At 58.8% G+C, this 12,848-nt stretch carries 12 protein-coding genes; all 12 read right to left on the reverse strand.

Annotated elements, in window-relative coordinates; genetic code table 11:
• Positions 1-5: 5 nt before the first annotated feature.
• The 12 genes from M2395_RS26175 to yidC all read right to left on the reverse strand — a co-directional run bounded on the left by M2395_RS26175 (position 6) and on the right by yidC (position 12,846).
• Entirely contained in the window at positions 6-476 is a 471-nt protein-coding gene (locus M2395_RS26175) for a F0F1 ATP synthase subunit B (protein WP_011064385.1), read from the reverse strand.
• 57 nt (positions 477-533) lie between these two features.
• The gene (gene atpE, locus M2395_RS26180; RefSeq protein WP_002555987.1) at positions 534-791 is read right to left on the reverse strand and encodes a F0F1 ATP synthase subunit C; all 258 of its coding nucleotides are present in this window, start codon (positions 789-791) and stop codon (positions 534-536) included.
• Between the two features lie 132 nt (positions 792-923).
• Complete coding sequence (gene atpB, locus M2395_RS26185; RefSeq protein ID WP_011064386.1) at positions 924-1,796, reverse strand: F0F1 ATP synthase subunit A; 873 nt, start codon at positions 1,794-1,796, stop codon at positions 924-926.
• A 16-nt stretch (positions 1,797-1,812) separates the two neighbouring features.
• Positions 1,813-2,220 carry a F0F1 ATP synthase subunit I gene (locus M2395_RS26190; protein WP_015637573.1) on the reverse strand — a complete coding sequence of 136 codons (408 nt, stop codon included), beginning with the start codon at positions 2,218-2,220 and terminating at the stop codon, positions 1,813-1,815.
• A gap of 148 nt (positions 2,221-2,368) precedes the next feature.
• Positions 2,369-3,241: a ParB/RepB/Spo0J family partition protein gene (locus M2395_RS26195; RefSeq protein WP_011064387.1), complete on the reverse strand. Its 873-nt coding sequence runs from the start codon at positions 3,239-3,241 to the stop codon at positions 2,369-2,371.
• 9 nt (positions 3,242-3,250) lie between these two features.
• Complete coding sequence (locus M2395_RS26200) at positions 3,251-4,048, reverse strand: ParA family protein (RefSeq protein ID WP_011064388.1); 798 nt, start codon at positions 4,046-4,048, stop codon at positions 3,251-3,253.
• Positions 4,049-4,066: 18 nt separating this feature from the next.
• Positions 4,067-4,702 carry a 16S rRNA (guanine(527)-N(7))-methyltransferase RsmG gene (gene rsmG, locus M2395_RS26205; protein WP_015637574.1) on the reverse strand — a complete coding sequence of 212 codons (636 nt, stop codon included), beginning with the start codon at positions 4,700-4,702 and terminating at the stop codon, positions 4,067-4,069.
• Positions 4,703-4,707: 5 nt separating this feature from the next.
• Positions 4,708-6,600 (reverse strand): tRNA uridine-5-carboxymethylaminomethyl(34) synthesis enzyme MnmG, encoded by a 1,893-nt coding sequence (gene mnmG, locus M2395_RS26210; RefSeq protein ID WP_011064390.1) that lies wholly within the window; start codon positions 6,598-6,600, stop codon positions 4,708-4,710.
• A gap of 546 nt (positions 6,601-7,146) precedes the next feature.
• Positions 7,147-7,968: a phytanoyl-CoA dioxygenase family protein gene (locus M2395_RS26215; protein ID WP_015637576.1), complete on the reverse strand. Its 822-nt coding sequence runs from the start codon at positions 7,966-7,968 to the stop codon at positions 7,147-7,149.
• Positions 7,969-7,971: 3 nt separating this feature from the next.
• Positions 7,972-9,384, reverse strand: coding sequence for an amino acid permease (locus M2395_RS26220; RefSeq protein ID WP_123431147.1), 1,413 nt, complete (start codon positions 9,382-9,384; stop codon positions 7,972-7,974).
• Positions 9,385-9,695: 311 nt separating this feature from the next.
• Positions 9,696-11,066 (reverse strand): tRNA uridine-5-carboxymethylaminomethyl(34) synthesis GTPase MnmE, encoded by a 1,371-nt coding sequence (gene mnmE, locus M2395_RS26225; protein ID WP_041120513.1) that lies wholly within the window; start codon positions 11,064-11,066, stop codon positions 9,696-9,698.
• Positions 11,067-11,145: 79 nt separating this feature from the next.
• Complete coding sequence (yidC, locus tag M2395_RS26230; protein ID WP_011064394.1) at positions 11,146-12,846, reverse strand: membrane protein insertase YidC; 1,701 nt, start codon at positions 12,844-12,846, stop codon at positions 11,146-11,148.
• Positions 12,847-12,848: the final 2 nt, after the last annotated feature.

The raw sequence follows: 12,848 nt of genomic DNA on the forward strand, positions 1-12,848 counted from the left end.
CTCGCTTAAATTTCAGCAGCCAGTTTGTTAACCAGCTCTGCGTGCGCGTTTTGATCGATTGTGGCACCCAGGATCTTCTCTGCGCCGTTGACTGCCAGGCTGCCCAGTTGGGCGCGCAGCGCGTCTTTGACGCCGTTCAGTTCCTGTTCGATCTCGGCCTGAGCCTGAGCCTTCACACGTTCAGCTTCGACACGAGCCTGTTCACGGGCTTCGTCGACGATCTGAGAACCGCGCTTCTTGGCTTGCTCAATGATTTCAGCTGCCTGAGCTTTAGCTTCGCGCAGTTGCTGACCCGCTTTATCTTGGGCCAGTTCCAGGTCACGAGCTGCTCGGCTGGCAGCGTCCAGTCCATCCGCGATCTTCTTTTGACGTTCGTGCAGAGCTGCAATGACCGGAGGCCAAATGAACTTCATGCAGAACAATACAAAAATTAAGAACGCAACGGACTGGCCAATCAGGGTTGCATTAATGTTCACGCCAACACCTCGCTCGTTCGTTGTCCGTCACACCAATCAACTCGAAGAATCGAGTGATTAGCCAGCGAGTTGACCAACGAAGGGGTTTGCGAAGGTGAAGAACAGAGCGATACCAACACCGATCATGGTTACGGCGTCGAGCAGACCGGCAACGATGAACATTTTAACTTGCAGCATTGGAACCATTTCTGGCTGACGCGCTGCGCCTTCCAGGAACTTGCCGCCCAGCAGGCCGAAACCAATTGCGGTACCCAGTGCGCCCAGGCCGATCAACAGTGCAACAGCGATAGCGGTTAGACCAACTACAGTTTCCATCTTTCCTCCCGACTTTTACGTCGTATGGTTTAGGTTTTTTAGATTAAAGCGGTAAAACAAATCGTTTCATTGACCCGAGACGGGCCCCCTCTCGCCGCAACGAGAGGGACATCAGACTAGTCGAGACTGGTCTTAATGGTTCTCTTCGTGCGCCATCGACAGGTAGACGATGGTCAGCATCATGAAGATAAAGGCCTGCAGGGTGATGATCAGGATGTGGAACACAGCCCACGCCCATTGCAGAACTACACCCATGCCGCTGAGCCACAGCAGGCCGCTGCCGAACATCACAGCGATCAGGATGAACACCAGTTCGCCGGCATACATGTTGCCGAACAGACGCAGTGCCAACGAGATCGGCTTGGCAACCAGGGTCACGAATTCAAGCAGGAAGTTCACCGGAATCAGCAGCGCCTGAACCAGGATGTTCTTGCTGCCGAACGGGTGCAGGGTCAGTTCGCCGATGAAGCCGCCGATGCCCTTGACCTTGATGCTGTAGAAAATGATCAGCGCAAACACCGACAGGGCCATGCCCAGGGTGGCGTTCGGGTCAGTGGTGGATACGGCACGGAACGGAATGTGCTGGTCGCCGGAGATCAACATGGCCAGTTGTGGAATCCAGTCCACCGGTACCAGGTCGATGGCGTTCATCAGGAACACCCAGACGAAAATGGTCAGTGCCAACGGTGCGATCACCGGGCTGCGGCCGTGGAAACTGTCCTTCACGCTGCCATCGACGAAGCCAACCATGACTTCAACGAAGTTCTGCAAAGCGCCCGGCACGCCGGAAGTCGCCTTCTTGGCCGCCATGCGGAACAGAAGAATGAAGATCACACCCAGTGCGACAGACCAGCCGAGGGTATCGACGTGGAATGCCCAGAAGCCCATTTCCTTGGCTTCTGCTGCGGAGTGGGCAAAGCCCCAGCTCCCATTGGGTAGCTGACCGAAGGTCAGGTTCTGCAAGTGGTGCTGGATATAGCCCGAAGCGGTTGTTTCTGCTGACATGGTTGCCTCAAACGCCCTAAGGTCTCGAAAGTCTTGTTCTCATTAGCAGGGGAGCGAACCAGCTGACCAGTTGGGTCAGCACGAAGACGCCGAATACAGCCAGCGGCGCCAATGGCTTCACACCTGCAAACGTCAGTGCAAACAGCACCGCCGTCAAAATCAGTTTGCCCGCCTCACCGGCATAAAAAGACCGGACGATGGCTTGGGCCGCTCGGGCGCCGGAAAACCGAAATGCCCTGTGAGCGAAATACACATTGGGTAGCAAGGCTATCAGTCCTCCGCAAAGGCCTGAGTATCCGGCTACGACTCCACGCCATTGCCAGAGCGCCAGAGCGGCTATCAGTAAAATGATCAACTGAGCCAGTAAAACCGGAAAAACCGCCAAGCGATGAAACGGCAAGCGGTTTGGCGTGCGGGTTTCCATCGCTCTTGCTCCTCAAGGGTCGGCTGCCAGAATTCATTAACTTGGCATAATTTGTGCCGACAAAATGCGCGCAGAGTATAGGGGCGGTTCAGCCCCTATTCAACTGCCGGGTAGTGATTTCCGACTGCGCGCTACATAAGGAAATGTTTCAGCGGATGTGAGCGAGGACGCCTTGCAGCTCATCCAGGGAGTTGTAGCCGATCACCAGCTGACCTTTACCCTTCTTGCCGTGGCGGATCTGCACCGCAGAGCCCAGGCGCTCGGCCAGGCGCTGCTCGAGACGGGCGATATCCGGGTCTGGCTTGACCGGTTCAGCAGGTTCCTGTTTGCCGCTCAGCCACTGGCGAACCAGGGCCTCGGTCTGGCGCACGGTGAGGCCCCGTGCGACAACGTGTCGCGCCCCTTCAACCTGTTGATTTTCCGGCAATCCGAGCAAGGCACGGGCATGACCCATTTCCAGGTCGCCGTGGGACAGCATGGTCTTGATCACCTCAGGCAAGGCAATCAGGCGCAGCAGGTTGGCCACGCTGACGCGGGACTTGCCCACCGCTTCGGCGACCTGTTGCTGAGTCAACTGGAACTCCTGCTGCAGGCGCTGCAGAGCCACCGCTTCCTCGATGGGATTGAGGTCTTCGCGCTGGATGTTCTCGATCAGCGCCATGGCGATGGCGGTTTCATCCGGCACATCGCGGACCATCGCCGGGATGGTCTCCTGGCCGGCCTGCTGGCTGGCGCGCCAACGGCGTTCACCGGCGATGATCTCGAAACGACCACCACCAATGGGACGGACCACGATCGGCTGCATCACACCCTGGCTCTTGATCGAGTTGGCCAGTTCTTCCAGTGCCTGCGGGTCCATATCCCGGCGCGGCTGGTACTTGCCACGCTGGATCAGGTCCAGGGGCAGGTGCTGCAGCTCACGCTGGTCGGCCTGCACCGCTTGTTCTTCCAGGGCACTGACAGTCGGACCACTCAACAGTGCATCCAGTCCACGTCCGAGACCTCGTTTCTTGACGGCCATGGGGATTCCTTAAGTTGGCTGGGCGGCTGCGACGCGGGATTGTTTACGTTGCCGGCGAACCATCTCGCCCGCCAGGGCCAGATAGGCCAGCGCACCACGGGATTGTTTGTCGTACGCCAACGCCGGCATACCGTAGCTCGGCGCTTCGGCCAAACGGATGTTGCGCGGAATCACGGTGTCATACAGCTGATCGCCGAAGTGTTCCTTGAGCTGCGCGGAAACATCGTTCATCAGGCTCAGGCGCGGGTCGAACATGGTGCGCAGCAAGCCTTCGATCTTCAGCTCCGGGTTGAGCAGTTCGGCGATGCGCTTGATGTTATCCACAAGGTCGCTTAAACCTTCCAACGCGTAGTACTCGCACTGCATGGGGATAATGACCCCATCGGCGGCGACCAGGGCGTTGAGGGTGAGCATCGACAGCGACGGCGGGCAGTCGATCAGGATGTAGTCGTAGTTTTCACGGATTGGCGCCAGGGCGCTGCGCAGACGGCTTTCCTTCATCTGCATTTCCAGCAGCACCACCTCCGCGGCCGTCAGGTCGCGGTTGGCCGGCAGCAACTGGTAACCGCCGTGCTCGGAGAAATGCATGGCCTGGGCCAGGTCGCACTCACCGATCAGCAGGTCATAGACCGAGTTTTCTAAACCGTGTTTATCCACACCGCTACCCATGGTGGCGTTGCCCTGTGGATCAAGATCGATCAACAGCACCCGGCGCTTGGTCGCTACCAGGGATGCTGCGAGGTTGATGCAGGTGGTGGTCTTGCCCACGCCACCTTTCTGGTTCGCTATCGCGAATACCTTAGCCATTCTTGCTTGTGTTCCCAATCATGCCGTGCGGCGCAGTATCAGCAGATGGCGTTGGCCTTGGCAACCGGGTACGGCCAAGGCGTGTTCGCTATCGAGGTGGAAGTCTGCCGGCAATGCTAACAGCTCATCCGAGGGATGGACGCCCTTCATTGCCAGCCAGCGTGTATCGCGGTCGCCCAGGTGGCGGGTCCAGCTGGTGAAGTTCTCCATGCTGCTGAACGCCCGGGAAATGATCCCGTTGAAAGGCTGCTCAGGGGTGAAGGCTTCGACCCGACTGTGGATAACTTGCAGGTTTTCGAGCTTGAGTTCGAGTTTGACCTGGGTCAGGAAGCGGGTTTTCTTGCCGTTGCTGTCCAGACAGGTGACTTGCGACTCGGGAAACAGGATCGCCAGCGGGATGCCGGGCATGCCGCCACCGCTGCCGACGTCCAGCCAGCGGCCGTTTTCGATGAACGACATCACGCTCAGGCTATCGAGCAGATGGCGGGAGACCATTTCATCGGGATCGCGCACCGCAGTGAGGTTGTAGGCCTTGTTCCACTTGATCAACAGGGCCAGGTAACCCAGCAGCAATTGGTGCTGGGTCGGGCTCAGTTCGACGCCGAGCTGGCGAGCGCCTGTGGATAACTCATCCGCGTGTTGTGGGGTGACCATAGAACTCAAGCGCTTTGCTCCAACTGACGGCCCGCGCCGCGTTTTTTCAAGTGAATCATCAACAGGGAGATCGCTGCCGGGGTCACACCGGGAATCCGCGAGGCCTGGCCCAGGGTTTCCGGGCGGGTCGCTCCGAGCTTGCTCTGGATTTCCTTCGACAGGCCGGAAATACCGCTGTAATCGATATCCACAGGCAATTTGGTGTCTTCACTGGCGCGCAGGCGAGCAATTTCGTCCTGCTGGCGATCGATGTAGCCGGCGTACTTGGTCTTGATCTCGACCTGTTCGGCGACCTGTGGATCTTCAGCGCCTTGCCCGGTCACTTCGACCAGACCAGCGTAGTCGATTTCTGGACGGCTCAGCAGGTTCAGCAGGTTGTATTCGTGGGTCAGCGGCGTGCCGAATTTTTGTGCAATGGCATCACCCTGCTCGGTACCCGGACGAACCCAGGTGGACTTCAAACGTTGTTCTTCCTGGGCAATGCCTTCGCGTTTCTTGCAGAAAGCGGCCCAGCGCACGTCATCCACCAGCCCCAGTTCGCGACCTTTTTCGGTCAGACGCAGGTCGGCGTTGTCTTCACGCAGGATCAAGCGGTATTCCGCCCGGGAGGTGAACATCCGGTACGGTTCCTGGGTGCCCAGGGTAATCAGGTCATCCACCAGTACCCCGATATAGGCCTCGTCGCGACGCGGGCACCAGCTGTCTTTGCCCTGAGCACGCAGTGCCGCGTTGGCCCCGGCCAGCAAACCTTGGGCACCGGCTTCTTCATAGCCGGTGGTGCCATTGATCTGGCCTGCGAAGAACAGGCCACCGATGACTTTGGTTTCCAGGCTGTACTTCAAGTCCCGCGGGTCGAAGTAGTCGTACTCGATGGCATAGCCCGGGCGCACGATATGGGCGTTTTCCATGCCGCGAATCGACTGCACGATCTGCAGTTGCACGTCGAATGGCAGGGAGGTGGATATCCCGTTCGGGTACAGCTCGTGGGTAGTCAGGCCTTCGGGCTCGATGAAGACCTGGTGGCTTTCCTTGTCGGCAAAGCGATGGATCTTGTCTTCGATCGACGGGCAGTAACGCGGGCCAATACCTTCGATCACCCCGGAGTACATCGGCGAACGGTCGAGGTTCGAAGCAATGATTTCGTGGGTGCGGGCGTTGGTGTGGGTAATCCAGCAACTGACTTGCGGTGGATGCTGCTCTTTCGACCCCAGGAACGACATCACGGGAATCGGGGTATCGCCAGGTTGCTCGGTCATTACCGAGAAATCCACAGAACGGCCATCAATACGCGGCGGTGTGCCGGTTTTCAGGCGGCCGACACGCAGAGGCAGTTCCCGAAGTCGTTGCGCCAGGGCAATCGAGGGCGGATCACCAGCACGACCGCCGGAGTAGTTCTGCATACCGATGTGGATAAGTCCGCCGAGGAAGGTACCGGTGGTCAACACCACGGATTCGGCGAAGAAACGCAGGCCCATCTGGGTCACAACACCACGGACCTGATCCTGTTCAACGATCAGGTCGTCAGCCGCCTGTTGAAATATCCACAGGTTGGGCTGGTTTTCCAGAATCTCGCGAACAGCTGCCTTATACAGAATACGGTCGGCCTGGGCGCGGGTAGCGCGCACGGCTGGGCCTTTGCGGCTGTTCAACACGCGAAACTGGATGCCGCCCTTATCAGTAGCCATGGCCATCGCGCCGCCCAGGGCATCGATTTCCTTGACCAGGTGGCTCTTGCCAATGCCGCCGATCGCGGGATTGCAGCTCATGGCACCGAGGGTTTCCACGTTATGCGTCAGCAACAGGGTTTTTGCCCCCATGCGTGCTGATGCAAGTGCTGCCTCGGTACCGGCATGACCGCCGCCGATGACGATCACTTCAAAACGGGAAGGGAAATCCACCACGCACCTCGTGCCTGCTTCAAGTAGGAGTAATTAGGAGTAGTTGTCGGGTTGGTTTTTGGACCAAGGCGGCAAGTATAGGGACTTCGACCTTTCTAAAGAACCCTTTGCACAAAATTTAACCAGCTGTGGATGACTGGCGGACAATAGAAATTAAAAGAGAGAGATTTATTAAAACCTTGTTTTTATGTTTATTCTTATACACCACCCTATCTGTGGATAGATCGCTACACACCGCTATTTAGCTTGTGTACAGAGATTTTAAACTCTGTGATTAGGTAGCCATGAGGCCCTTGGATAACCGGTTTAAGCCTGTGGATGAATGGGGTGGTTATCCACAGGGGTGGTTTTCCTCAGTTTTGGAGCCCGGTTATCAACTGAGCTGAAGGGCAGTTATTCACAGGGCTTAATCCACAGAAAAACCTGCTTTCCACTGATAGACGCCCACAGCTACCCCCCTTCGCCCAGGGCAAAGAACGAAAATGGAAGCTGGATAACGCGAAAAGACAGGCCGCGAGCGCGACCTGCCGGTGGATAAATGCCCGTTCAGGCCAGGTCGCGAGGCCACAAACGTGGAAACAGCTCATGTTCCAGAGCGGCGCCGGCGGCCAACTGTTCGACCAGGCCGGGGAATTCCGGTGAGGTTCGCCATGGTCTCGGGGCATGGCGCATGTCTTCTCCGAGAAAACGCAGGGAAAATGCCCGCCGTCGTCTATTTCCGCCTACACCGCCGGCCCCATGCAGGGTCAGCATGTGGAAAAACACTGCGTCGCCGGGCTGCAGTTCCCAGCCCAGAATGTTCCATGCTGAACGATCGGCCTCGATGTCCGGAAGATCAGCCAGGCTGCCCTCGGGGAACCACCTGGCCTGGTTGTCGAGAAAGGTTCGCGGCATCAGCCAGGGCCCCAGGTGCGAGCCGGCAATGAACTCCAGGGTCGATTCCCGGGCCACCGGGTCCACCGGCATCCACATGCTGCAGTTCTGCCGGCCTTCGACGTTGTAGTACGGCTGGTCCTGGTGCCAGGGCGTGCGTTGCCGGGTATTGGGTTCCTTGACCAGCAGGTGGTCGTGATACAGGCGAGCCTGATCGCTGCCCATCAGTTGCGCAGCCACGTGGCCAACCCGGCTCTGGAAGATGAACTGCCGATAGGCCGGGTTCTCTTGCCAGTTGCAGAAGTCCTCGAAGAACCAGCCAGGGTCGTCCGGACGGCTGGCGACCTTGGCCCGTTCGCTGGGAAACGCCAGGTTGTGCTCGATCCCCCGCTCCAGCAGGCCGACTTCATCGCTGCTGAACAGTTGGCGAATGCACACAGCGCCATCGCGCTGAAAGGCTTCAATGGTTGTAGGCGGCAACTCGAACGATCCCATGGGTTATCCCTTTTCCTGAGTTCCGATACCGGGCTCGGCGGCGGCCGAGCCGGTGGTATCCGGTTTGATCCATATCCAATAGGCCAGCGACAGCAGCGCCAACCAGCCCAGCCCCACATACAGTGCCAGGCGCGTATCGGCAAATGCGCCCAGCACACCGAAGATGAACAACATGAAAACCACGGCACAGGCCTGACCCGCTGCGCCCAGGGGTACCGGAAACTTCAGTTCGTCGATTTCCTGGGCACTCATGCCACGACGCATGGCCATTTGTGACAGCAGGATCATCAGCCAGACCCAGACCACGGAAAAGGTCACCAGCGAGGCAAAGATCAGGAACAGTTCCTGCGGGATCCAGTAGTTGAGCAGCACCCCCAGCAGCAACGCCACCGACATGACCAACACCGTCATCCAGGGCACGCCGAAGCGGGAGGTCCTGGCGAACACTGCCGGCGCCTGCCCGATCGCCGCCATGCCATACATCATTCGCCCGGCACTGAAGATATCGCTGTTGATGGCCGAGACCACGGCGGAAATCACTACGATATTCAGCACCGTGGCCGCCGAACTGATCCCCAGGCTGCTGAAGATCTGCACGAACGGGCTGCCATGGCTACCGATGCTCGACCAGGGAGCCAGGGTCAACAGAATCAGCAAGGTCAGTACGTAGAAGATCAGGATCCGCAGCGGTACCGAGTTGATGGCCTTGGGGATCATGCGCTGCGGGTCCTTGGCCTCGCCGGCGGTGATGCCGATGACTTCGATTCCACCAAAGGCGAACATGACGATGGTGAAGGAGGCGATCATGCCCTCCACGCCATTAGGGAAAAAGCCGCCATATTCCCAGAGATTGGCCAGCCCTCCCCGGCTTTGTTCCTCCCCAAGCTGGATGCCGAAGAACAGCAGGGTAAAGCCGCCGACGATCATGGCCACAATGGCGCCAACCTTGAGCAGCGACAGCCAGAACTCCAGCTCGCCGAACACCTTTACGCTGCACAGGTTCAAGGCGCCAATGCCCAGGACAATGCTCAGCACCCAGATCCAGCGGGGAGTATCGGGAAACCACAGGCCCATGTAGACGCCGAATGCGGTGACGTCAGCCAAGCACACCATGAGCATGGAAAAGGCGTAGCTCCAACCGGTGAGAAACCCCGCAAAACGTCCCAGATAACTGCTGGCGTAATGTCCGAAAGAGCCTGAAACAGGAGTCCTGACTGCCATCTCTCCTAGGGCGCGCATGGTCAGGTAGATGGCTGCGCCGCCAATCAGATAGGCCAGCAGGACCGAAGGCCCCGCCCGTTGAATGGCGGCCGCCGAACCGTAGAACAAGCCTGTGCCAATGGCAGAGCCCAGGGCGATGAAGCGGATGTGCCGGGTGCTCAGGCCACGCTGTAGAACAGTGCCCGCGTCAGCCATTTCAGCTCCTTGAATGCAGGTTCATGAAGACCAGCCGGCTTCCAACCGTCGGCCCAGGCGACGCATGCCGGGGAATTTCCCGAGATGTATAAACCTGTACAAGAAATGGATGCAAATAGGGAACCAAGTCGGCGTTTACGCGAACTTCTGCGATATGACGGCTATCGGCTGATTAACCGGGGGATAAAGCGCTGATTTTCAGGCAGGCGCTGTTACTCAATGTCGCAGCGGGCTTGGATGGGGGATAAAGGTAACGCCCGCAGACGGTATCCCGGAGGGAGTTGTCCACAGGCGCTTGCTCGGAAGGATGATTACTTGCCGATGCAGAAGCTGGAGAAGATCCGCCCCAGCAGGTCATCGGAACTGAAGGCCCCGGTGATTTCCCCCAGCGATTGCTGGGCCTGGCGCAAGTCCTCGGCCAGCAGTTCGCCGGCACCTGCCAGGGTCAACTGTGCCCGGCCATGTTCCAGGGCGGCACTGGCGTAGCGCAATGCCTCCAAGTGCCGGCGGCGCGCACTGAAGCTGCTTTCGGACGTCTGTTCATAGCCCATGCAGGCTTTCAGGTGGTCACGCAGCAGTTCCAGCCCGCTGCCCGCGGCCATGGCACTGAGGCTGATGGTGACATGGCCATCGTCACAGGTTTCCAGGGCAATGGGTTCACCGGTCAGATCGGCCTTGTTGCGAATCAGCGTGACCTTGGCCGGGTCTGGTCGCTGTTCGAGAAACTCCGGCCACAGGGCGAAGGGGTCCGCTGCTTCCGCCGCGGTGGCGTCCACCACCAGCAACACCCGGTCGGCCTCGCTGATGGCCTTGAGGGCCCGTTCGACTCCGATCTTTTCCACCTGGTCCTCGGTGTCCCGCAGCCCTGCGGTGTCCACCACGTGCAACGGCATGCCGTCGATGTGGATATGTTCGCGCAGGATGTCCCGAGTGGTGCCGGCGATATCGGTGACGATGGCAGCCTCGCGCCCAGCCAGGGCGTTGAGCAGGCTGGATTTGCCGGCATTTGGGCGCCCGGCGATCACCACGGTCATGCCATCGCGCAGCAAGGCGCCCTGTCCGGCTTCACGCAGTACTGTGGATAACTCGTCACGCACTGCATCGAGCATGCTCAACACATGGCCATCGGCAAGGAAGTCGATTTCTTCCTCGGGAAAATCGATCGCCGCTTCGACATAGATCCGCAGGGCGATCAGTTGCTCGGTCAAGTTATGCACACGCTGGGAGAACGCCCCTTGCAACGAACGCAGGGCATTGCGCGCAGCCTGTGCCGAACTGGCCTCGATCAGGTCGGCAATGGCTTCGGCCTGGGCCAGGTCCAGTTTGTCGTTGAGGAACGCACGCTCGCTGAATTCTCCCGGCCGAGCCAGGCGGCAGCCCAGTTCCAGGCAGCGCTGCAGCAGCATGTCGAGAACAATCGGGCCGCCGTGGCCCTGCAGTTCCAGCACGTCTTCGCCGGTGAAGGAGTTCGGCCCGGGGAAATACAGGGCAATCCCCTCATCCAGGACTTCTTCTTGCTCACTGAGAAACGGCCCGTAATGGGCAAACCGCGGCTTCAGCTCACGGCCGCTGATGGCTTTGGCTGCCGCGCCCGCCAGGGGCCCGGAAATCCGTACGATACCCACGCCGCCGCGGCCCTGGGCGGTAGCAATGGCAGCGATGGTTTCACGAGGGACATTCATAACCCGACATCCAGACAAAAGTGACAGATAGCAAAACGCCCCACTAGGGGGCGTCTTGTGTGGTTATCCACAGCGTAGGTCAGGCAGCTGCTTTCTTGGTAGCCGCTTCGATCTTACGAGTGATGTACCACTGTTGAGCGATCGACAGGCAGTTGTTCACTACCCAGTACAGCACCAGACCCGCCGGGAACCACAGGAAGAAGAAGGTGAAGATGATCGGCATCATTTTCATCACCTTGGCCTGCATCGGATCCGGAGGCGTCGGGTTCAGCTGCTGCTGGATGAACATGGTGGCGCCCATGATGATCGGCAGGATAAAGAACGGATCCTTGATCGACAGGTCGGTAATCCACAGCATGAACGGTGCCTGGCGCATTTCCACGCTTTCCAGGAGTACCCAGTACAGGGACAGGAAGACCGGCATCTGCACCAGGATCGGCAAGCAGCCACCCAGCGGATTGATCTTCTCTTTCTTGTACAGCTCCATCATCGCCTGGGACATTTTCTGACGATCGTCGCCGAATTTTTCCTTCAGCGCGGCCAGTTTCGGAGCCACTGCACGCATGCGTGCCATGGACTTGTAGCTGGCAGCCGACAGTGGGAAGAAGATCCCCTTGATCAGCATGGTCAGGAAGATGATCGACCAGCCCCAGTTACCCACCAGGCTGTGGATATGTTGCAGCAGCCAGAAGATCGGCTGGGCAATGAACCATAGGAAACCGTAGTCCACGGTCAGTTCCAGACCTGGGGACAACTCTTTCAGCACGGCCTGGCTTTTCGGGCCGGCGTACAGAATGGCGCTGGTTTCAGCCTTGGCACCCGGAGCAACGGTCATCGAAGGGCCGGTGTAGCCGATGATGTAGTTGCCTTTGCTGTCTTTACGCGCCAGAACCTGGTTGTTCTCGCCTTTTGGCGGAATCCAGGCGGTCACGAAGTAGTGCTGCAGCCAGGCAACCCAACCACCCTGAACATTTTCAGTGATGGGTGCCTTGGATTTGTCCTCGTTCACCTTGTCCATGTCTTTCATGGACACTTTTTTGTACGGCTCGGAACTTGTCCACAGGGCGGCGCCCAAGTAAGTCGCGGTGCCGGTGGCGGTGCTGGAGGATGGATCGGAACTGGCGTCGCGCTTGAGCTGGGCGAACATCGCACCGGTCCAGGGCTGCGCGCTTTCGTTGTCGATCAGGTAGGAAACGGTGATGTCATACAGGCCACGCTTCAGGGTGAAGCGCTTGATGTAGTTGACGCCGTCCTTGCTGAACTTCAGGTCCACCACCAATTGGTCCTGACCGTCAGCCAGTTGATAACTTTTCTTCTCGGCCGAGTAGATCGGGCGACCGGCCGGGCTTGCGTCCGGGCCGTTGCTGCCAATCAGGCCACTTTGTGCCAGATAAGTCCGCTCGTTGCCGTTATCGAACAGCTGGAACGGGATTTCCGGGTGGTCCTGACGACGTGGATACAGTGGCAAACGCAGTTGCGCGATATCCCCACCTTGTGGATCGACAGCCAGGTCGAGCACATCCGTTTTGATCTGAATGAGATCTTTGCTTGCCGCTACAGGCGCTTCAGCGGGTGCGGTGGTGTCGCTTGCCGCGCGCGGAATGTCGTCGTTGGCAGCGGAAGTGCCTGTTGGCGCATCCGGCAAGCCCGGGGCGGTCGTGCTGGAAGCAACATTCTGAGTCGGCAGGGCAGCTTGGCCATAATCCTGGTTCCATTTAAGAACCATGACATAGGACACGATTGCCAGGGCGACGATCAGGATCGTGCGTTTGATATCCATGA

It is taken from the genome of Pseudomonas sp. BIGb0176, from assembly GCF_024810175.1.
In the GTDB taxonomy this organism is placed as follows: domain Bacteria; phylum Pseudomonadota; class Gammaproteobacteria; order Pseudomonadales; family Pseudomonadaceae; genus Aquipseudomonas; species Aquipseudomonas protegens.